At 66.3% G+C, this 20542-nt stretch carries 23 protein-coding genes and 1 tRNA gene; 14 read left to right on the plus strand and 10 right to left on the minus strand.

What is annotated here, in order from left to right:
• Positions 1–150: 150 nt before the first annotated feature.
• The 3 genes from BDI24065_RS24860 to BDI24065_RS24870 all read left to right on the plus strand — a co-directional run bounded on the left by BDI24065_RS24860 (position 151) and on the right by BDI24065_RS24870 (position 1955).
• Complete coding sequence (locus BDI24065_RS24860; RefSeq protein WP_175033557.1) at positions 151–465, plus strand: YkgJ family cysteine cluster protein; 315 nt, start codon at positions 151–153, stop codon at positions 463–465.
• Positions 462–1043 (plus strand): DUF1439 domain-containing protein, encoded by a 582-nt coding sequence (locus BDI24065_RS24865; RefSeq protein WP_175033495.1) that lies wholly within the window; start codon positions 462–464, stop codon positions 1041–1043. Before BDI24065_RS24860 ends, BDI24065_RS24865 begins: the two co-directional genes overlap by 4 nt.
• A gap of 81 nt (positions 1044–1124) precedes the next feature.
• Positions 1125–1955: an undecaprenyl-diphosphate phosphatase gene (locus BDI24065_RS24870; protein ID WP_175033496.1), complete on the plus strand. Its 831-nt coding sequence runs from the start codon at positions 1125–1127 to the stop codon at positions 1953–1955.
• Between the two features lie 150 nt (positions 1956–2105).
• Here BDI24065_RS24870 and trmB read toward each other — a convergent pair whose 3' ends face one another.
• Entirely contained in the window at positions 2106–2873 is a 768-nt protein-coding gene (gene trmB, locus BDI24065_RS24875) for a tRNA (guanosine(46)-N7)-methyltransferase TrmB (protein ID WP_175033497.1), read from the minus strand.
• Positions 2874–3006: 133 nt separating this feature from the next.
• Positions 3007–3081: transfer RNA gene (locus tag BDI24065_RS24880), tRNA-Gly, on the minus strand.
• A gap of 505 nt (positions 3082–3586) precedes the next feature.
• Here BDI24065_RS24880 and BDI24065_RS24885 point away from each other — a divergent pair.
• The 3 genes from BDI24065_RS24885 to BDI24065_RS24895 all read left to right on the plus strand — a co-directional run bounded on the left by BDI24065_RS24885 (position 3587) and on the right by BDI24065_RS24895 (position 7392).
• Complete coding sequence (locus tag BDI24065_RS24885; RefSeq protein ID WP_175033498.1) at positions 3587–5383, plus strand: DUF262 domain-containing protein; 1797 nt, start codon at positions 3587–3589, stop codon at positions 5381–5383.
• 267 nt (positions 5384–5650) lie between these two features.
• Positions 5651–6115 (plus strand): ion channel, encoded by a 465-nt coding sequence (locus BDI24065_RS24890; protein WP_175033499.1) that lies wholly within the window; start codon positions 5651–5653, stop codon positions 6113–6115.
• A 116-nt stretch (positions 6116–6231) separates the two neighbouring features.
• A complete protein-coding gene (locus BDI24065_RS24895) occupies positions 6232–7392 on the plus strand; it encodes an enolase C-terminal domain-like protein (protein ID WP_175033500.1) in 1161 nt (386 codons plus the stop codon).
• On the opposite strand, the gene BDI24065_RS24900 is transcribed toward BDI24065_RS24895, so the two are convergent.
• The 3 genes from BDI24065_RS24900 to BDI24065_RS24910 form a co-directional block, all read right to left on the minus strand.
• A complete protein-coding gene (locus tag BDI24065_RS24900) occupies positions 7378–8022 on the minus strand; it encodes a LysE/ArgO family amino acid transporter (protein ID WP_175033501.1) in 645 nt (214 codons plus the stop codon). The genes BDI24065_RS24895 and BDI24065_RS24900 overlap by 15 nt on opposite strands.
• Positions 8023–8147: 125 nt before the next feature.
• Entirely contained in the window at positions 8148–8489 is a 342-nt protein-coding gene (locus BDI24065_RS24905; RefSeq protein ID WP_175033502.1) for a DMT family transporter, read from the minus strand.
• Positions 8490–8612: 123 nt separating this feature from the next.
• Positions 8613–9542, minus strand: a complete 930-nt coding sequence (locus tag BDI24065_RS24910; protein ID WP_175033503.1) for a LysR substrate-binding domain-containing protein — start codon at positions 9540–9542, stop codon at positions 8613–8615.
• A 170-nt stretch (positions 9543–9712) separates the two neighbouring features.
• Here BDI24065_RS24910 and BDI24065_RS24915 point away from each other — a divergent pair, with 170 nt between their 5' ends.
• The 3 genes from BDI24065_RS24915 (at position 9713) to scpB (ending at position 13126) form a co-directional block, all read left to right on the plus strand.
• Positions 9713–11035 (plus strand): MFS transporter, encoded by a 1323-nt coding sequence (locus tag BDI24065_RS24915; protein WP_175033504.1) that lies wholly within the window; start codon positions 9713–9715, stop codon positions 11033–11035.
• Between the two features lie 61 nt (positions 11036–11096).
• Positions 11097–12320, plus strand: a complete 1224-nt coding sequence (locus BDI24065_RS24920; protein WP_175033505.1) for a CaiB/BaiF CoA transferase family protein — start codon at positions 11097–11099, stop codon at positions 12318–12320.
• Positions 12317–13126 (plus strand): methylmalonyl-CoA decarboxylase, encoded by an 810-nt coding sequence (gene scpB, locus BDI24065_RS24925; RefSeq protein ID WP_175033506.1) that lies wholly within the window; start codon positions 12317–12319, stop codon positions 13124–13126. Before BDI24065_RS24920 ends, scpB begins: the two co-directional genes overlap by 4 nt.
• Before the next feature lie 169 nt (positions 13127–13295).
• Here scpB and BDI24065_RS24930 read toward each other — a convergent pair whose 3' ends face one another.
• The 3 genes from BDI24065_RS24930 to BDI24065_RS24940 form a co-directional block, all read right to left on the minus strand.
• A complete protein-coding gene (locus BDI24065_RS24930; RefSeq protein WP_175033507.1) occupies positions 13296–13835 on the minus strand; it encodes a chromate transporter in 540 nt (179 codons plus the stop codon).
• A complete protein-coding gene (locus BDI24065_RS24935) occupies positions 13832–14443 on the minus strand; it encodes a chromate transporter (RefSeq protein WP_175033508.1) in 612 nt (203 codons plus the stop codon). Before BDI24065_RS24935 ends, BDI24065_RS24930 begins: the two co-directional genes overlap by 4 nt.
• A gap of 215 nt (positions 14444–14658) precedes the next feature.
• A complete protein-coding gene (locus BDI24065_RS24940) occupies positions 14659–15414 on the minus strand; it encodes a DeoR/GlpR family DNA-binding transcription regulator (RefSeq protein ID WP_089450074.1) in 756 nt (251 codons plus the stop codon).
• A gap of 81 nt (positions 15415–15495) precedes the next feature.
• Between BDI24065_RS24940 and BDI24065_RS24945 the strand changes: the two genes are divergently transcribed.
• The 5 genes from BDI24065_RS24945 to BDI24065_RS24965 all read left to right on the plus strand — a co-directional run bounded on the left by BDI24065_RS24945 (position 15496) and on the right by BDI24065_RS24965 (position 18481).
• Positions 15496–16095, plus strand: a complete 600-nt coding sequence (locus tag BDI24065_RS24945; protein WP_175033509.1) for an NUDIX domain-containing protein — start codon at positions 15496–15498, stop codon at positions 16093–16095.
• The gene (locus BDI24065_RS24950) at positions 16092–16472 is read left to right on the plus strand and encodes a DUF4406 domain-containing protein (protein WP_175033510.1); all 381 of its coding nucleotides are present in this window, start codon (positions 16092–16094) and stop codon (positions 16470–16472) included. Before BDI24065_RS24945 ends, BDI24065_RS24950 begins: the two co-directional genes overlap by 4 nt.
• A gap of 184 nt (positions 16473–16656) precedes the next feature.
• Positions 16657–17526, plus strand: a complete 870-nt coding sequence (locus tag BDI24065_RS24955) for an SIR2 family NAD-dependent protein deacylase (protein WP_175033511.1) — start codon at positions 16657–16659, stop codon at positions 17524–17526.
• 194 nt (positions 17527–17720) lie between these two features.
• Positions 17721–18107 (plus strand): fluoride efflux transporter CrcB, encoded by a 387-nt coding sequence (crcB, locus tag BDI24065_RS24960; RefSeq protein ID WP_011351225.1) that lies wholly within the window; start codon positions 17721–17723, stop codon positions 18105–18107.
• A 23-nt stretch (positions 18108–18130) separates the two neighbouring features.
• Complete coding sequence (locus tag BDI24065_RS24965) at positions 18131–18481, plus strand: DUF190 domain-containing protein (RefSeq protein ID WP_175033512.1); 351 nt, start codon at positions 18131–18133, stop codon at positions 18479–18481.
• A 12-nt stretch (positions 18482–18493) separates the two neighbouring features.
• Here the strand turns inward: BDI24065_RS24965 and BDI24065_RS24970 are convergent, their stop codons facing one another.
• Both BDI24065_RS24970 and BDI24065_RS24975 read right to left on the minus strand, forming a co-directional pair.
• Positions 18494–19057 carry a YggT family protein gene (locus BDI24065_RS24970; protein ID WP_039371016.1) on the minus strand — a complete coding sequence of 188 codons (564 nt, stop codon included), beginning with the start codon at positions 19055–19057 and terminating at the stop codon, positions 18494–18496.
• A gap of 75 nt (positions 19058–19132) precedes the next feature.
• Positions 19133–20062 (minus strand): Rossmann-like and DUF2520 domain-containing protein, encoded by a 930-nt coding sequence (locus BDI24065_RS24975; protein WP_175033513.1) that lies wholly within the window; start codon positions 20060–20062, stop codon positions 19133–19135.
• Positions 20063–20542: the final 480 nt, after the last annotated feature.

The following is a 20542-nucleotide window of genomic DNA, read 5'->3' on the forward strand; positions in this document are numbered from 1 at the left end:
CTTTCGAGTATATAAACGCGCGATTGAGCCGCATTGTGTAATAACGTCGCAGCCGGCGATGGCACAATGCGGGGTGGGGCTGCGCGGCACCGCGTCCGGTTGCCGCACCGTTTTTTGTTGTTCGTCCGAGAGAGCCGAGTGTCCGTCGAATTGCCTGTCCGCCCGGCGTCAGCCGTCCCGCCGCCGCATGCGTGCCGCGAGGGCTGCGGCGCGTGCTGCATCGCGCCGTCGATTTCCAGCCCGATTCCGGGCATGCCCGACGGCAAGCCGGCCGGCGTGCGCTGCGTGCAGCTCGGCGACGACCTGCGCTGCCGGATCTTCGGCCGCCCCGAGCGGCCCGCGTGCTGTTCCGGATTGCAGCCGGCCGAGGACATGTGCGGCGCGTCGCGCGACGACGCGCTCGCGTGGCTCACGCGTCTCGAGGCCGCGACGCGGCCGTCGCAACCAGGAGAGTGTTCAGCATGACCGCACCTTGCGCGCCCGGCCGGCGCCGTTTTCTTGCCGCAACCCTCGGCGCCATCGGCGTGACGCTCTCGCTTGCCGCGTGCGCGTCGACGTTCCCGTTCATCCCCGATCACTACACGTTCTCGCGCGGTGACGTGCAGAAAGCCGTCGCGCGCAAGTTCCCGTACCAGAAGACGGTCGCGCAGGTGGTCGACGTGTCGCTCGCGAACCCGGCCGTCAACCTGCTGCCCGACCAGAATCGCGTGGCCGTGCAGCTCGACGCGCATTTCGTGAGCCCGTTCCTGCGCGCGCCTGTCAGCGGCAAGTTCACCGTGTCGGGTCAGCTGGCTTACGACGCGCCGAGCCGCTCGGTCGTGCTGAAGTCGCCGGCCGTCGACAGCCTCGCGCTCGACGGCGACGCGCAGATGTACGCGCAGCAGGTCGGCGCGGCCGCCGGCCTGCTTGCGACGCAGTTGCTGACCAACTATCCGATCTACACGTTCAAGCCCGAACAACTGCAATTTGCCGGGGTGAACTACGAACCCGGTACAATTACGATTCTTACAAACGGCATACGCGTGGCGATCGTCGAAAAATGACGACGTACCGCGCGCGGCCGGCGGGGGGCCGCGCATAGCAGGGTGGCCCTTTCTTTCGACCTTTTCGGAGTTGGGCCACGGATGGACTGGATCCTGATCTGCAAGGCATTGATCCTCGGCGTCGTCGAGGGGCTGACGGAATTCCTGCCGGTGTCGAGCACCGGTCACCTGATCGTCGCGGGCAGCTTCCTGAACTTCAACGATGCGCACGCGAAGACATTCGACGTCGTGATCCAGTTCGGCGCGATTCTCGCGGTGTGCTGGGAATACCGGCAGCGGATCGTGTCGATCGTGTCCGGGCTGCCGAGCCGGCCCGACGCGCGGCGCTTCACGCTGAACGTCGTGATCGCGACGATTCCCGCCATCGCGCTCGGCCTCCTGTTCGAGAAGAAGATCAAGGCCGTGCTGTTCTCACCGGTGCCCGTCGCGTTCGCGCTCGTCGTGGGCGGCGCGATCATCCTGTGGGCCGAGGCGCGGCAGCGCGAGCGCAGCGAGCCGCCGCGCGTGATGTCGGTCGACGAACTGACACCGCTCGACGCGTTCAAGGTCGGCATTGCGCAGTGCTTCGCGCTGATTCCCGGCATGTCGCGCTCGGGTTCGACAATCATCGGCGGGATGCTGTTCGGCCTCGACCGCCGCGTGGCTACCGAATTCTCGTTCTTCCTCGCGATCCCGATCATCTTCGGCGCGACGCTCTACGAAACCGTCAAGGACTGGCAGGCGTTCACCGTCGATTCGCTCGGCCTGTTCGTGCTGGGGGCCGTCGCGGCGTTCATCAGCGCGTTCGTGTGTGTGCGCTGGCTGCTGCGCTACGTCGCGACGCACGATTTCACGGTGTTCGCGTGGTACCGGATCGCGTTCGGGCTGTTCGTGCTGCTGGTCGGGTACAGCGGCTGGCTGAACTGGGCGTGACGCGGTGTAGCGGCGCCACGCGTGCGTGAGCAGAAGGCTGCTCATCACGCGCGACGGACGCGGTATGCGCCACAACGTAAAAACGGCCCGATCGGCATTTGCCGGTCGGGCCGTTTTGCTTTGGCGACGCTCGCGCGAAGCCGGGTGCGGTCAGCTCGCGCGCTTGCGGAACACCAGGTCCCACACGCCGTGGCCGAGCCGCAGCCCGCGCCGTTCGAACTTCGTCACCGGGCGGTAGTCGGGGCGCGGCGCGTAGTCGGCGGCCGTGTTTTCGAGCGTCGGCTCCGCGCCGAGTACTTCGAGCATCTGTTCCGCGTAGTTCTGCCAGTCGGTCGCGCAGTGAATGTACGCGCCGGGCTTCAGGCGCGACGCGAGATGCGCGACGAGCGGCGGCTGGATCAGCCGGCGCTTGTGGTGACGCGCCTTGTGCCACGGGTCGGGGAAGAAGATGTGCACGCCGTCGAGGCTTTCCGGCGCGATCATGTGTTCGAGCACTTCGACCGCGTCGTGCTGGATGATGCGGATGTTCGACAGATCCTGCTCGCCGATCAGCTTCAGCAGCGCGCCGACGCCCGGCTCGTGCACCTCGACGCCGAGGAAGTCGTCGCCGGGGCGGTGCGCGGCGATTTCCGCGGTCGATGCGCCCATGCCGAAGCCGATCTCGAGGATGCGCGGCGCGTTGCGGCCGAACACCGCATTCCAGTCGGGCAACTCCGGCGCGTACGGCACCACGAAGCGCGGGCCGAGTTCGTCCATCGCGCGGCGCTGGCCGGTCGATACGCGGCCGGCGCGCGTCACGAAGCTGCGGATGCGGCGGTGGTGCAGCGGATTGACTGCGTCGGCGCCTTCGGCGGCTTCGTCGGGAATGGCGTCGTCGTGCGGCGGCAGGCCGGCTTCGTTCGGATCGTCGTGCATCATCGGTGACAGAGAAAGGCTCGGTGGCGGGCGAGGGCCCGTTGCGCGCAGCAGGGGCCGGGTGAACCGGCACATGGTACAAAAAAGCCGCCTTCGACGAGGCGGCTCATGCGCAGGCTGCGATGCAGCCGGAAAGTGGAGCGGGCGATGGGAATCGAACCCACGTCATCAGCTTGGGAAGCTGAGGTAATGGCCATTATACGACGCCCGCAGAACGAGTGATTGTACAAGGCAATCTGTAGCGGTGGCAAGTGCGGAAGTTTGGTCGCTGGCGTTGCTCGGCCACGGAGTGATGTCAGCGCTGGTAGTGGGGGCAGTTGAGAGCTGGTCGCTGAGCATTGACCACTTCTGTCGCCGGAGACACCGACTTTCATCGCGTTCGATCCGGAGTGTGTCGATTGGGCGGTGTATTGCTCAGCGGCCCTATTTCAGAGCGATGGCGCGAATCACGGTCGCCGCAACATTTGGATGGTTGAGCAATGCCGGGGCCGTGCGGATGTCACTATTTGAATAGATAGCTGTGTTACAAGCAATACCGAAACTGCGGGATCTGGTCGGTTTATCGAGATGGGTAGGCCGGCGTGATCACATCGTTTATCATCAACCTATCCTGTGATCCGAAACCTTTGCCTCGGTCGAACTGGAAGTGTTTCAATCCAAGAGCTGTACTTTTAGCGAAGAATTCCCTCGAACCCTCCCTCAGAAGCGGTCACCAAATGGCAAGCATCAAGCAAGACCTTACAAATCGCAACGAGAGCGTCGAACGTGTGTACGGATTTAATGCGGAAAGCAGATTTCTAGTAAATAGACGATATCAGCGAAAACTTGTCTGGTCCATAGATGAGAAGCGTGCGTTCATAGACTCCCTGCGCCAGGCGTTTCCCGTGCCGTTGATTTTGCTGGCAGATGTGGAGCATGAAGGGGAGGATCGTTTTGAAATTATCGACGGGATGCAACGACTCAATGCGATCGTTTCCTTTATAGAAGGGGAGTTCGATCTCGATGGAGCGTATTTTGATTTGCAGGCTATGGCGCAAACGAAGCTTCTCCTTGATGGGGAGAGGTTGATTCAAAAGACACCGATTCTTGATCGGGCAATCTGTGTCAAGATTGTTGGCTATAGCTTGCCACTCACAGTTTATCCGGCTACTGCTTATACGCAGATTGATGAGATCTTTCGTAGAATCAATGCTTACGGGAAGCATCTGTCGAGACAGGAGCTTCGTGTTGCTGGCGTCACGAACTCTTTCGCTCAACTGGTACGAAATCTTGCTGCACGGGTTAGAGGCGACGTGTCTGCAAGCGATAAGTTGTACTTGTCCTCAATGAAGCAAATAAGTATCACTAGTAAGGAATTGCCTTATGGCTTGAATGTCGATACGCTCTTCTGGGTCCAAAACAACATTCTCACTCGAGAATACATCCGTCAATCGCGAGATGAGGAGCTTATAGCGGATATGCTCGGCTATATTCTTCTAACGCCTAAAGTGTCTTCTAGTGCGGAAATTATCGATGAGTTTTTTGGCTATTCGCCAAATGGTGCGAAGCAGGCTCGAAAAGATGAAATTGAGGCGGCTGTTAATAAAGTTGGCAGCGATGTTCTCATTGCGCAATATATGACGGTTCATGACGTATTTCGCGATATTGTGAAGGCATCCAAAAAGCGATTTAATGAATTAATGTTCGCGGATGCGGGCTTGCGCGTGCCTCGCTATTTTCAAAGTGTGTTTTTGGCATTGTGGGAATTGATGGTTAATGAGCAGCTGATCATCAGGGATGTTAACAAGGCAGCCAAGGCGCTGGATGGCGCAGGTGAGAATATTTCAATCGGCGGGGGTGGTGGGCGGTTTAGTGCCGACGATCGAGAAAAGAACATTACGGTAGTAAAGGGGTTGCTTCAAAAATCCTTCTCCAAGAGGAAGCAAAACGATCCTGCGTTGTCGTCGTGGACAACGGAATTCGAAAATATTCTGATGCAGTCGTATACCGAGCAAACTCTCTATGATTTTAAGCAAGGATTCATGCTGCTGGATGGCTCTGCGAAATTCGATGAGCCTCTCTTTGAAAAAGTGTTCAAAACACTTGCGGCAATGGCCAATCAGGGGCCAGGGGCGGTTGGCTACGTAATTGTTGGAGTGGCTGACGACGCCAAAACGGCGGCGAGAATCAAGAATTTATATGGAGTAGGAGCAATAGAGTACCAGCGATTCTTGATCACAGGTATCGATCACGAAGCTGCTGGGCTCCCGAAGAAATTGGACTCCTATTTTCATGGAATAACGCAACGGCTCGCTGCAAGTCAGATGAGTGAGTGGGCACGTGCTCAGATAGCTCGAGACGTAAGACTGATTTCGTACTTTGGTCGATCCCTCGTAATCTTTAAAGTAGAGGCGGGCCATGAGCCGTGCGATTTTCAGGGTAGATACTACGAAAGACACGGAGCGAACATATCCGAGATTAAGCAGCCAGGTTACGCTGCGCTGTTTCGGCGTTTCTTGAGCGCGAAAGCTTAGTGTGATGGCGTCATTGGCAGTAAATCGATTGTTGCGTTTTGATAGGAATTTTTCTTCGGCAATCGTATTTGATCAATGGCGCGCCAGCTATCGCGGGTACGGGGAGTTGCTTTGAAATCGGCTGCATGATCTCAGTTGCCCAAAAGGCCGATCCGCTAGGCCGTGGACCTATGCGAAAGGAATCCAACCTCGCCCGGACTGTTGAGTTGTCGGCTGTGGTGTTAGTCTTGCCCCGTTTCTGTTGTTGTTCCGTAGCAAAGGCCTCCCATGGAAAGCTGGACGATCGGCATCCTTCTCGGCATGACCACGATCCTCGTGCACACCGCGGCGATGGTCGGCCTGGCGGTCGTCGCGCGCCGGCTTCGCGAAGCGCTCGACGTGCGCCGTGACGACATCCACGAACAACTGCGCAAGGTGACGGGCATCATCGCGCTGATCTGCATCGCGCTCGGGCTGCTGCATACGCTGGAGGCGATCGCGTGGGGCGCGACTTTCGTGCAGGTCGGTGCGATCGGTTCGTTCGGCGATGCGCTGTTCTTCTCGATCGACACGATGTCGACGCGCGGCGCGTCGGGCATCGTGCCCGCCGCGAACTGGCGGATGCTCGGCGCGATCGAATCGTCGTGCGGCGTGCTGCTGTTCGGGATGTCGACCGCGTTCATCTTTGCCGTGATCCAGGCCGACTTTTCCGCGATCACGCAGCGGCTGCAACGGGATCGTCCGCCTCGGTAGCGCACGCCTGCAACCCGCGGCGACAGCGCCTATGATGCAGCGGTTCGCCCACCGTTCCGGCCGCATCGCGACCCTCGTGCGCCAGCGCCTCGGCCGTCACCTTCGGAACCCCGACCATGCGCATCACCGCGATCCACGAACAAGCGATTCCCGTGTCCCGCTATGCCGATCCGGCGATCCCGTCCGGCGGCCTGACGACGAGCCTTGTCGCGGTCGTCACCGACGTCGTGCGCGACGGCCGCCCCGTGACGGGTTACGGCTACGCATCGGTCGGCCGATTCGCACAAGGCGGCCTGATCCGCGAACGGTTCGCACCGCGCCTGCTGGCCGCCGCCAACACGCTCGCCGACGAAGCCGGCACGAACCTCGATCCGTTCCGTGCATGGCGCGCGATGATGGCCGGCGAAAAGCCCGGCGGGCACGGCGAACGATGCGTCGCGGTCGGCACGCTCGACATGGCGATCTGGGATGCCGCCGCGAAGATCGCCGACCTGCCGCTCCATCGCTTTCTCGCCGACCGGCTCGAACGCACGGCCGCACCACGCGTGCGCGTCTATGCCGGCGGCGGCTACCGCTATCCGCATGACGATCTCGCGCGTCTGTCGGACGAGATGCGCCGCATCGTCGATCTGGGCTACACACACGCGAAGATCAAGATCGGCGGCGCGGATTTCGATCGGGACCGCAGGCGCATCGACGCGGCCGCCTCGCAATTGGCGGGCAGTTCGCATCTCGCGGTTGACGCGATGAACACGTACGACGCGACGACCGTTGACGCGGCCGCCGCGATGCTCGCGCCGTTCGATCTCTGGTGGTTCGAGGACATCTGCGATCCGCTCGACCTGCCGCTCCAGGCGGACATCGCGACGCGCTATGCACCGCCGATCGCAGCCGGCGAGGCACTGTTCTCGCTCGCGGAAGCGAAGCTGCTCGACCGCTACGGCGGCCTGCGCCCCGAGCGCGACGTGCTCGTGTTCGATCCGGTGCATGGCTACGGGCTGCCGGGCTATCTGCAGATCGTCGAGCACTTCGCATCGCGCGGCTGGCGGCGCGACGCGTTCTGGCCGCACGGCGGCCACCTGTTCTCGCTGCATGTCGTCGCGGCGCTCGGGCTCGGCGGCGCGGAAGTCAATCCGTTCTCGTTCCATCCGTTCAGCGGACTGGCCGATGGCGCAAGCGTCGACGCCGGATACGCACGCGTGCCGCAGGCACCGGGCATCGGCTTCGAGCTGCATGCCGGCGCGCACGACCTGTTTCGCACGTTATCGAGCCGCTGACGCCTGCAGCGCATCGATCGCGAAACGCACCGCGAAACCGAGCATCATCACCGCGACGAAGCAATCGAGCACGCGCCATGCCAGCGTACGGGCGAACCACGCGCGGCACGCGCGGGCGCCATACGCGAGGATCAGGAACCACGCGAGCGAAGCCGTCATCGCGCCGATCGCAAACGGCGCCCGTGCGGCAGGCGTGTGGCTCACGATCACGGTGCCGAGCAGCAGCACGGTGTCGATCCACGCATACGGATTCAGCAGTGAGACGGCAGCGGTCGCGAGTACCGTGCGTGAGCGCGTGGGTTCGCTGCCGGTGCGCGGACCGTCGACGTGCTCGGGTTGTCGTCGCCGGATCGCCGAGCGCAGCGCGAGCAGGCCATAGCCGGCGAGATACGCGATCCCGGCCCACAGCGCGGCCGACACCACGCCGGGATATCGCGACAGCAACGACGACAACCCGTGCGCGCCGAGCACGATCAGCAGCGCGTCGCTGCCTGCGCAGACGAGGGCGATGGAGAGCAGATGGGGGCTCGAGATCGAGCGCTTGATGACGAACGCGTCCTTGGGGCCGACGGACGTGAACAGTCCGGCGCCAAGCAGCAGGCCTTCGATGAAGGCAGAGGTGTCGAGCACGAGCGGGCCGACAACCTCTTAAGCTGAACCGGTGATGGTTAGGATGAACGAAACGTTAAGGGGCGTCCGGGGGCATTGTCAATGCCCCTCGGCGCCCGCGCGCAGGCAACCGGCGGCGATCACGATCAGTGCGTAGCCGCTTCGCCGAGGTTGAGCGCGACCAGCGCAACGACGGTCAGCGCGATGCCGGCGAGCTTCAGCGACGACACCGATTCGTCGAAGCAGACGATACCGATCACGGCCGTGGCCGCGGTGCTGGCGGCGGCCCAGCTTGCATACGCGAGCCCCAATTCGAGCCGTTTCGTCGCGAGCGCCATCAGCCAGACCGCGCAGGCATAACAGACGACGGTAAGCGCGGAGGGGAGTGGGCGGGAAAAGCCGGCCGAGAATTTCAGGCCGACGGAGCCGAGCACTTCGGCGAGGACACTGATGCCCAGCAGAAGCCAGGCAGACTGGAGCGGGGACACGAACGGCCTCCTTCCCCCGACGCTTATACCGAGCGGCGAGCAGAAGTGGCGGTGTCAGCGGTACCCCGGATGAACGGAGCTTAGTACGCGCGCCGTCGCGGCACAAGGCGTGCGGCGCGCCGGTCACGCACCGTCGGCCTGCCCGGCCGCCCACTCGGGCCGCTGCCCGAGCGCGTCGAACAGCCGGACGATCTCGGCTTTCACCTTCTGCACTGCGTTGCTGACGAGCGCCGTATCGTGCCAGCACAGCGACAGGTCGCGCGCGAACAGCCGGTGCGCGACCGTCGACAGCTTGAGCTTGCGCTCCTCGATCTCGACGTGCGCGGCCGTCCACGGCAGGATCGTCACGCCGAGCTGCGCCATCACGGCCGCGAACAGCAGCCCGGTCGAGCTTGCCTCGAAGCTGATTTCGTACGACAGCCCGGCCTCGCGCATCGCCCAGTCGACCCGGTTGCGGATCGTGTTCGGCGCACTCGGCAGCACGAGCGGCATCCGCGCGATCGCGTCGAGCGGCACGGGATCGTCCGGCACCTGGAAGCCGGGCCACGTGATCAGGTACAGCGTTTCCGTCAGCAGCCGGTGGATCGCGATGCCGCGCGTGTCGACCGCGTCGACGACGATCGCGAGATCGAGCCGCGCGCGTTCGAGCAGCGTGTCGAGGTCGGCGCTCGGCGCCTCGATCAGCTCCAGCATGATGCCCGGATAGCGGTCGCGCACCGCGCGGGCGAGCGGTATGGCCAGCACGCGCGCAGTACTCGACGGCATCCCGACCGTGACGCGGCCCTGCGGCGTGTCGGCGTCGCGGCGCAGCAGTTCGCGTGTGCCGTCGGCCTGGCGCAGCAGGTCGAGCGCGTGCTGATACAGCGTGCGGCCGGCGGCGGTCGGCGCGACACCGCGCACGCTGCGTTCGAGCAGCTGCATCCCGAGATCCTGTTCGAGATTGCGCATCTGCTGGCTCACTGCCGGCTGCGCGACATGCAGCGCCTCGCTCGCATGCGTGACGTTGCCGCATTCGACGACCTTCACGAAATAGCGCAACTGCCTCAAGTCCATCGCTGCCGCCTCCCGATTCAAGTCATAAGCCAATCCGATCGAGCAAGATGAATATCATATTTTTCTCCGATCGATGGTGTTTCTATACTCGTCTCACAAAAGAGCCAGCCTGCCGGCCATCCCGGACCGGACGCGGCAAAAGCGCCGGCCCCGCCGGCAAGGAGACGAAGATGTTCAAGGCGATCGACGCGCCGGCGGCCGGCACGAAGCCGCGGCGCACGCCGCTCACGCGCGAGCAGGTCAAGGGCTTCTGGGCCGTGTACGCGGGCTGGGTGCTCGACGGCGTGGATTCGGTGATCTACGCGCTCGTGCTGATTCCGGCGCTGACCGAACTGCTGCCGGCGTCCGGCATCGCGGCGACGCCCGCGAATCTCGGGATGTACGGCTCGATCCTGTTCGCGCTGTTCCTGATCGGCTGGGGGCTGTCGTTCATCTGGGGGCCGCTCGCCGACCGCTTCGGCCGTGTGCGCACGCTCGCCGCGAGCATCCTGATCTATTCGGTGTTTACCGGCGCGGCCGCGTTCGTGCACGACGTGTGGGCACTGGCCGCGTGCCGGCTGATCGCCGGGATCGGCGTCGGCGGCGAATGGGCGCTCGCGGGCACCTATGTTGCCGAGAGCTGGCCGGAAGACCGCCGCAAGATGGGCGCCGGCTACCTGCAGACGGGCTACTACTTCGGCTTCTTCATCGCGGCGTGCCTGAACTACACGATCGGCGCGACCTACGGCTGGCGCGCGATGTTCCTGTGCGGCCTCGCGCCCGCGCTGCTCGCGGTGTTCACCGTGATGCGCGTGAAGGAGCCCGGCCAGTGGCGCCGGCATGACGCACGCGACGGCGACGTGGCCGACGCACGACGCGCCCATCCGCTGCGTGAGATCTTCACGCCGGCCTTCCTGCGCCGCACGCTGACGAGCGCGAGCCTCGTCGGCGTCGCGATCGTCGGGCTGTGGGCCGGCTCCGTCTACGAGGCGAGTGCGGTCAGCACGCTGGCGGCGCGCGCGGGCATCGATCACATCGGCGCGATGCGGCTTGCATCGGTCGGCGCGGCGATCCTGTCGTGCGCGACGATCGCGGGCTGTCTCGTGGCGCCGTGGCTGTCCGAACGGCTCGGCCGGCGCGCGGCGCTCGGCGTGTATTTCGCGGGCATGGCCGCATCGATCGTGTTCGCGTTCGGCTGGGCGTTCTACCAGCCGAACGGGCTCGCGGCGTTCATGGTGTCGCTCGCGTTCCTCGGTTTCTTCGGCGGCAATTTCGCGATCTTCTCGTTGTGGCTGCCCGAGCAGTACCCGACGCGCGTGCGTGCCACCGCGTTCGCGTTCAACGCGTCGATCGGCCGCTTCATCGGTGCGGGCGTGAACTTCCTGCTCGGCGCCGCGATTCACGGTTACGGATCGCTCGGCGTGCCGGTCGCATGGACCGCGGCCGTATTCGGCCTCGGCATCCTGATCCTGCCGTTCGCGGTCGAAACGCGCCACCAGACGCTGCCCGAATGAGCGGCGCGCCGCCATCGTCTGAAAACACGCCACACCCAGTCATCAATATCAGGAGTCCGGAATGCAGGCATTACAAGGAATCAGGGTCGTCGATCTGAGTCGCGCGCTGTCGGGGCCGTTCTGCTCGATGGTGCTCGCCGATCTCGGCGCCGACGTGATCAAGGTCGAGTCGGGGCTGCACGGCGACATGAGCCGCGCATGGGGGCCGTTCGATCGCGGCGTGAGCACGTACTACCTGTCCTGCAACCGCAACAAGCGCGGCATCTGTGTGGATTTCCGGCAGCCCGCCGGCCTTGACGTCGTGCGCCGGCTGATCGCGCAGGCCGACGTCGTGATCGAGAATTTCAAGGCCGGCACGATGGACGCGATGGGGCTCGGCTACGCCGCGCTGAGCGCGCGCGATCCGCGGCTCGTGATGGGCAGCGTCACCGCGTTCGGCCCGCGCGGCCCGCTGCGCGACTGGCCGGGCTTCGACCAGATCGCGCAGGGCTATGCGGGGCTGATGAGCCTCACCGGTTTTCCCGATGGCGAACCGACCCGCACGGGTACCGCGATCGGCGATCTCAGCTCGGGGATGTGGGTCGCGACCGGCGTGATGGCCGCGCTGTTCGAGCGCGAGCGCACGGGGCGCGGCCAGCATGTCGGCACGTCGCTGCTCGAAAGCCTCGTTGCGCTGTTGAGCGTGCACGGCCAACGCTACCTGAGCCTCGGCGACGTGCCGCGCCGCACCGGCAATGCACATGCGGTGATCGCGCCGTACGGCGTGTTCGAGACGGCCGACGGGCCGCTCAACCTCGCACCGATCACGACCGACATGTGGCTGCGGCTGTGCCAGTTGCTGGACCTGCCCGAGCTGCCGAACGATCCGCGCTTCGCGACCAACGACGCGCGCGTCGCGCACCGCGACGAACTGAAGGCGTTGCTCGAAAGCCGGTTGCGCACGCGCGGCAAGCGCGAATGGACGCAGCGCTTCGTCGACGCCGGGCTGCCGGCCGGGCCGATCAACACGCTCGACGAAGTGTTCGACGATCCGCAGCTCGCGCATTGCGGGCTGGTCGAACCGGTCGCGCATCCGACGCTCGGCACGCTGCGCCAGGTCGTCACGCCGCTCGGCGGGATGGGCGACGAGGTGCCGGCGCCGCGCACGCGCCATGCGCCGCCGCTGCTCGGCGAGCATACGGTCGACGTGCTGCGCGAAGCGGGCTACGGCGACGACGCGATCGACGCGCTGCTGGCCGAGCGCGCGATCTTCCAGGCGGAAGCGGTGGCGGAGGCCGTGCAATGAGCGACACGACGAAACACGAAGGGGCGTCGAGCGTGACGGTCGACATGGCGGGTGAGCGGATCGCGCGCGTGCGGTTCGCGAATCCGGCGCGACGGCATGCGCTCGACGCGCCGTTGCTCGATGCGCTCGTCGCGCACCTCGATGCGCTGGCCGAACACCGTCCGCCACCCGTCGTGATCCTGTCGAACGACGGCAGCGGCGACGTGTGGAGCGCGGGGCACGACCTGCGCGAACTGGCCGACGATCGCGATCCGCTCGCGTACGGCAAGCCGCTCGAACGGGCGCTGCGGCGCGTGCGGACCTATCCGGGCGCGGTGATCGCGGCGGTATCGGGCTCGGCGTGGGGCGGGGCGGTCGATCTCGTGATGAGCTGCGATCTCGTCGTCGCGTCGCGCGGCGCGCGTTTCGCGATGACGCCCGCGAACATCGGCCTGCCGTATTCGACGAGCGGCCTGCTGCGCTTCTACGACAACCTGCCGATTCATGTGCTGAAGGAGATGTTCTTCTGCGCGCAGCCGCTCGATGCGGAGCGCGCCGCGCATCACGGGCTCGTGAACCGGCTGGCCGACGCGGGTGGGGTCGACGATGCGGCGCTCGACGTCGCGCGCACGATCGCGACGAAGGCGCCGCTCGCGGTGCACGCGGTGAAGGAGCAGTTGCGCGTGCTGCAGGACGCGCGGCCGTTGCCGGCCGACGCGTTCGAACGGATTGCCGAGCTGCGCCGGCAAGCGTGCGAAGGCGTGGATTTTGCCGAAGGGTTGCGCGCGTTCGCGGAGCGGCGCACGCCGGCGTTTCGCGGCGTCTAGGCGATGGGTTGTACGAGCCGGGCGAACAGGCGGCGAAAAGCGCGCGGACGTGCTCGCGCCGTTGCGCGGGTATCGGATGCTTTGTTCGCAGCCGCAGCCGCAGCCGCAGCCGCAGCCGCAGCCGCCACCGCCACCTTCGCCTTCGCCTTCGCGAGCGCGTCGCCGCGTTTCACATGCCGAGCGCGTGCACGCCGACGAGCAACAGCGCGCCCAACGCGATCAGCAGCAGCGCATGAACGCGCGTATACATCACGCAGAGCGTCGACGCGACCGCGATCGCGCGCGCAGCCCAGCCGCCGTCGAGCACCTGGAGCAGCACCCACACCGACGCGAGGATCATGCCGGCCGCGACCGGGCGCAGGCCGGCCTCGAGCGCGATCTGCCAGCGCGCACCCTGGTGCCGACGCCACAGATGCGCGACGCCGTAGATCAGGAACGCAGTCGGGCCGAACAGCGCGAGCGTCGCGATCACCGCGCCCCAGAAGCCGGCCACCTGCCAGCCGATCAGCGTTGCCAGCAGCGAGCCGGGGCCCGGCGCCATCCGCGCGATCGCGAAGTCGTTCACGAATTGCGTGGCGGTCATCCAGTGATGCACGTCGACCACCTGCCGCTGGATGTCGGCGATGATCGCCTGTCCGCCGCCGATCGTTGCGATCGACAGCGGCGCGAACACGCCGAACAGCGCGGCGTAGCGTTGCGATGCGGTCATTGCGTATCGCCCCCGGCCGGTGTTGCGCCCGCGCGGCGGTATTCGAGCGCGACGCTCAACGTGCCGCCGACCAGCACGGTCCATACGAGCGGCCAGTGCAGAACCGCAACCGATATGAAGGTGATCGCCATCACCGCGAACGGCAGTGCACGGCGCGGTAGCCGGCGCACGGCGGTGATCGCCATCGAGATCGACAGCCCGATCGCTGCGGCCGCCGCGCCGGCGAGCGCGACATGCGTGAGCGGAAAGCGTGTGAGGGTCGAGAACGCGATGCCGAACAGCACGATCAGCACGGCGGGCGGCGCGATGATGCCGGTGAAGCCGGCCACGGCGCCGCGCCATCCGGCGAGCCGGTAGCCGATCCAGATCGCGAGGTTCTTCACGTTGACGCCCGGCAGCGCCTGCGACAGCGCGAGGCCGTTGAGGAACGCTTCCTCGTCGAGCCAGCGCCGCTCGTACACGAAGTCGCGCATCATCCGGCCGCTGAGCCCGCCGCCGAAGCTGGTCAGGCCGATCTGCGAGAACGCGATGAACAGCGCGAGGACGCCGGGCGGCGGCGCATCGCCTGCAGGCGGTGCCGGTGAGGGGGCGGCGGAGGGCGGGGGCATCGAGCGGGCGGCGCGTGGCGGTTGGGCGGTCGCCCATGTTAGCAAGCGGACGCTGTCAGCACGCTGACATGGGTTCGGCGGCGACGCGATGAAAGCCCGTGGCCGAGTCGACGGACGTGTTCCGGCGCACCCGGCTCATCGAGCTCATCGAGCGTACCCAGCCCATCAGCGCATCAACGTATCTCGCGCATTCGCGTGGCCGCAACCCGTCGCCGCTACGCGCGCACGACCGTCACGCCCGCCGCCTCGATCGGCTTCGTCAGCGCGGCGTCGGTTTCCTTTTCGACCACCACGGTGTGCGCCAGCGTGAGTTCGCCGATCACGAACTGCGACGCCGCGCGCAGCTTCGACTGCGACGCGAGCACGACCGTTTCGGCCGCGCGTTCGGCCAGCGCGCGCTTGATCGCCGCTTCCTCGAAATCGCCGGTGCTGAGCCCCGCAACCGGATGCACGCCCGTGACGCCCATGAAGTACAGGTCCGCGTGGATGCGTGCGATGCCTTCCATCGCCGCCGCGCCGACGGCGACGATCGAATGCTTGTAGAGCCGCCCGCCGATCAGGATCACGTCGATCGACGGATGCGCGGCGAGCGCCACCGCGACACTCGGGCTGTGCGTGACGATCGTCGCGCGCAGGTCTGCCGGCAACTGACTGACGAGCAGCGCCGAGGTCGTGCCGCCGTCGACGATTGCCACCTGCCCCGGCGCGATCATCTCCGCGGCCCGCCGCGCGATGCGGCGCTTTTCAGCCGTCTCGAGTGCCTCGCGCTGCGCGAACGGCGCGACGGCCGGCGACGCCGGCAGCGCACCACCGTGCACGCGCTGCAGCAGGCCTTCGGCCGCGAGCTCGCGCAGGTCGCGGCGGACCGTGTCTTCGGACACGCCGAATTGCGCGCTCAGCTCCACCGCCAGCACCTGGCCGTCGCGCGCGAGTGCGTCGAGGATCGCTTTCTTGCGTTGTGTCGTCAGCATTTGGATTGCACGAATTTTCTTGAAATTGCACGAATATGCACGTTACCATGGGCGCCGTCTTTTGTCGAACCGGAGGCTGGAATGGCTGCAACGCGGGACCGTGTCCGCATCGTCGATACGACGGTGCTGTCCGATGACTGGTATGTGCTGAAGAAGGTGACGTTCGATTTCCTGCGCCGCGACGGTACGTGGCAGCGCCTGAGCCGCGAGACCTACGATCGCGGCAATGGCGCGACGATCCTGTTGCGTAACGCCGAGACGGGCGACGTGCTGCTCACGCGGCAGTTCCGGATGCCGGCGTTCGTCAGCGGGCATGACGGCATGCTGCTCGAAGCCGCGGCGGGCCTGCTCGACGACGCGACGCCCGAAGCGCGCATCCGCGCGGAGGCCGAGGAGGAGACCGGCTATCGCGTGCGCGGCGTGCGCAAGGTGTTCGAGGCGTTCATGAGCCCGGGTTCGGTGACGGAGAAGCTGCATTTCTTCGTCGGCGAATACGATGCGTCGCTGCGCACCGGCGACGGCGGTGGCGTCGCGGAAGAGGGCGAGGATCTCGAGGTCGTCGAGATGCCGCTGCAAGCGGCGCTGGACGCGGTCGAACGCGGCGAGATCGTCGACGCGAAGACGATCATGCTGCTCCAGTACGTCGCGCTGCGGGAAACCGCCGGCGCGCACACGGCATGACGCCGCTGCTCGTGCTGGTCGCCGGCCCTTATCGCAGCGGCACGGACGGCGACCCCGCGCGCATCGCCGCGAACCTGCACCGGCTGGAGGAGGCGGCGCTCGCCGTGTATCGCCGCGGGCACGTGCCGATGATCGGCGAGTGGGTGTCGCTGCCGCTCGCCGTCGCGGCCGGATCGAGACAGGTCGGCGACGCGATCAGCGAGGCGTTCCTGTATCCGGCCGCGCACCGGCTGCTGCGGCGCTGCGATGCGGTGCTGCGTATCGACGGCGCGTCGCGCGGGGCGGACATGGACGTCGGTCTTGCAAGGCAGCTCGGCAAGCCGGTCTATTTCGCGGTCGATGAGATTCCGGTCGCGCAGGACGATTCGGATAGCTGAACAGGCGGGGAGGCGGCCGGCCATGGCCGCACCGGCGGCTCCCCGCATCGCCCGGCCGCCAGCATTGCCCGCGGCCGTGCAAGCGTCACGTCATGCCGTTGCATCGCGCATGCCGCGCTGCGTGCGAACCGGCGTATGATCGCGACGCCACTCGCGCGTCACCCGACACTACCGCCGCCTCATCATGCCGTTTTCCGATTCCGCTGACTCCACAGCTGCCGCCGCCGCGCAACTGCCCGCCGATCTCGTCGCCTCCGCCGTTGCTGCGCTCGCTCGCGCCGACGCATTGCTCGTGACGGCCGGCGCCGGTATCGGCGTCGATTCCGGGCTGCCCGATTTTCGCGGCACGGACGGGTTCTGGCGCGCGTATCCGGCGCTGCGCCACGAGCGTTTCGAATTCCACGAGATTGCCTCGCCGCACGCGTTCCGTGCGCGAGCGCAACTCGCATGGGGCTTCTACGGGCACCGTCTCGCGCTCTACCGAGCGACGGTGCCGCATGCGGGCTTCGCGATCCTGCGTCGCTGGATCGATGCGATGCCGAACGGCGGTTTCGTGCTGACGAGCAACGTTGACGGCCAGTTCCAGAAAGCCGGCTTCGATCCGGCGCGGATCGTCGAGATCCACGGTTCGATCCACGCGATGCAGTGCCTGCGTCCCTGTTCGGACGACACGTGGGATGCGGCGCCGTTCGTGCCGGAAGTCGACGAAGCCACCTGCCGCCTTGTCGGCGACATGCCGCGCTGCCCGCACTGCGGCGGTCTCGCGCGGCCGAACATCCTGATGTTCGGCGACACCGGCTGGATCGGTGCGCGCTACGACGCGCAGGAGCGTGCGCTGGAAGACTGGATCGCGCGAGCCGGGCGCGTCGCGGTGGTCGAGATCGGCGCGGGCACCGCGATCCCGACCGTGCGCCTGCTGAGCGAGCGGCTCGGCGCCGACGTGATCCGCATCAACGCGCGCGAAGCGCATGCGCGTCGTGCGGACGTGATCGGCCTGAAGGGCGGCGCGCTGGCGACGCTGAGCGCGCTCGACGCGGCCTGGCAACGTGCATGAGCCTGCGGGCGGGCGAAACGACCTGAACGGGCGGGCATCCCGCAGGCGGTCGCCGTTGCAGGTGCGCGGCGAATCCGCATACAGTTCAGCGTGTGCGGCCCTTGCAAGTGCGGAAAGCGTGCGGGGGCGGACATCGCCCCGGGCAACCGGGAGCCGGCGGCTGACGCCAGCCGCATCATCGACCGGGAGCGCCCTTGTTCTATTCGATCGTCGCGATCTTCGTCGGCGCCGGGCTCGGCGCGTTGCTGCGCTGGTTCCTGAGTCTCGCGCTCAACGAATTCTTTCCCGCCGTGCCGCTCGGCACGCTCGCCGCGAACCTGATCGGCGGCTACGTGATCGGCATCGCCGCCGTCGTGTTCACGACCCGCGTCGGGCTGCCGCCCGAGTGGCGGCTGTTCGTGATCACGGGCTTTCTCGGCGGTCTCACGACGTTTTCGACCTATTCGGTCGAAGTGATGACGCATGCGGTGCAGGGCGAATTCGGATGGGCGTTTGCGGTGGCTGCCCTACACTTGACTGGATCGTTCGCGCTGACGGCGCTCGGCATGTGGACCGCGCGCGCGTGGCTCGCGGCGGCCTGAGCGTGCCGCCATCGGAGGGTGCGATGGACAAGATCTTCCTGCGCTTCTATGTGCACGAGAAACACCGGCTGCACTGGAAGCCGCTGTGGGAATGGCTGCTGGAGGAGGCGAACCGGATGGGCGTCGCGGGCGGTTCCGCGTTTCGCGCGATGGCCGGGTTCGGCCAGCATCGCGTGCTGCACGAGGACCGCTTCTTCGAACTGCAGGGGTCGCTCGCGATCGAGATCGAATTCATCGTCACCGAGGACGAGGCGCAGCGCTTGCTCGAGCGGCTGTCGCACGAGAAGGTGCGGGTGTGCTACGCGATGATGCCGGCGCGCTTCGGCGTGATCGACACGCTCGGCGCACCGCCGGCGCAGGGGCCGGCGGCATAGGGGGCGACGGCGTCAGATGCCGAACATCGTCAGCGACACGGCGGCGCGCGTGACGATCATCAGCAGCACCTGCACGATCACGAACAGCAGGATCGGCGACAGGTCGATACCGCCGAGGTTCGGGATGATGCGGCGCAGCGGGTTCAGGAACGGCGCGGTGAGCTGGTAGAGGATCGGCATCGCCGGCGAGCGCGGGTTGAGCCACGACAGCAGCGCCATCAGGATCGTCATCCAGATCACGAGATTGAGCGCCCATTTCACGACGGTGAGCAGCGCGACCACGACGAGCGTCGCGATCACCGAGGCCGGATCGAAGCCGGCCATCACGACCATCAGCACGACGTAGACGAGCGCGGTGAGCAGTGCGGCGACGACGCTGGCCCAGTCGATGCCGCGTACGCCCGCGATCACGCGGCGCAGCGGCAGCACGAGCCAGTTGGTCGCCTGCAGCACGGCCTGCGTGACGGGGTTGTACGGTGGCACGCGGACGGCCTGCATCCAGACGCGCAGGATCAGCGCGGCGCCGAACAGCGTGAAGACGGTATTGAGCAGAAAACGGGCGATCTCGCCGAACATCGTTGGCATCCTTTTTATACAGTCAGTAGCGTGCGGCCGCCAACGCCGGATGGCGGCGCATCGGCCGACACCTTATCACGCCTCGTCTCGCGACGGGGAGGGGTGCGCGGCGGTGCGCGCGAGCGACGTTTCGACGGCTTCGGCGAGCGCCGGCAGCGACGCCGGCGGCGTGGCGCGCTGCGCCGCAAGCGCGACCGCGCGGCGCGTCAGCAGCGCGTACAGCGTCGCATGATCGCCGCCGCGTGCTTCAAGCAGTGCCAACTGGCGTTCGACGATGCCCGTATCGCCGCGCGACACCGGGCCGGAGAGCGCGTTCGCGAGCCCCTTGTCGCGCGCGGTCTCGATCGTGCCGGCCAGCATCGGCAGCAGCGCGCGCAGCGCGGCTTCCTCGTCGAAACCGAGGCCGTGCCACAGCTCGACCGCTTCCGCCAGCCCGCACAGCGCGAAGCTCGCCGCGTAGTGCGCGGCCGCGTGATAGAGCATCCGGCCGCCGGCCGGAATCGATAGCGGATGGCAGCCGAGTGCGGCAGCAAGTCGCATCAGCGTCGCATGCAACGCGCCGTCGGCTTCGATCGTGACCGAGCAGCCGTCGATGCGGGTGAGGTCGGCGTCGGTGCCGCCGAACAGGTAGAGCGGATGGAAGCCGCCGGTGGCCGCGCCTTGCTGCTTCGCCGGATCGAGCAGCGCGACTGCCGACGCGCCGCTGCAGTGCACGACGGCCTGCCGTGCGGCGCGCGACGCGTCGAAGTGCAGCGCCGCGGCGGTCGACGCGAGATGGTCGTCGGGCACCGTCAGGAAGATCAGGTCGGCGGCGTCTGCGACCTGCTGCGGCGTGTCGACCGCCTGGCAGCCGTCGATGCGCGCGGCGAGGGCCGCGGCCGACGCGGGCGTGCGGCTCGCGACCGCGACGACCGGAAAGCCGGCCTGCGCGAAGCGCTGCGCGACGCAGCGCGCGAGACGGCCGGCGCCGATGAAGCCGAGGCGAGGTGTGTCGGGGAGGGGCATGGCAGCGGGCGTAAGCCAAAACGAAGCAACCGCCAGTATCGCAGGAATGACGGTGGTGTCGCGAAAGGGCTGTTTCCGTGCCGGCACGTGCCTGACTGTTTATCGGTAAGCGGTGCGCTCGGCGCGTGTTGCGGCGCCCGGCGTCACGACCGACTCACGATCCCGGAATCCGACCCCGAAACATATCGCCCCCGTATCGGGATTGAAATGTCGGCATCTTGTCTCAAATTTGTAATCGTTCATTACGGTCGCGTGCCCGCTGCGCGCGCCGTATCCGGTAAGACTGACCGGTCATGATGTTGCGACCCGACTCGTCGGACGGAATCGCGCGGCTCGCAAGGGTCGCCGCAGGCGCTGCAAGCCACGCCGTACGGCGGCTCCGGCCGCGTGCAATTGCAATTTGCAACAAATGCACGATACGCGAGGGGCGGGTTTTCGCTACATTGCTTCCATGCGACGTGCATGCCCGCCGTTGCCGAC

The sequence above is a fragment of the Burkholderia lata genome, assembly GCF_902499025.1.
GTDB lineage: Bacteria > Pseudomonadota > Gammaproteobacteria > Burkholderiales > Burkholderiaceae > Burkholderia > Burkholderia lata_C.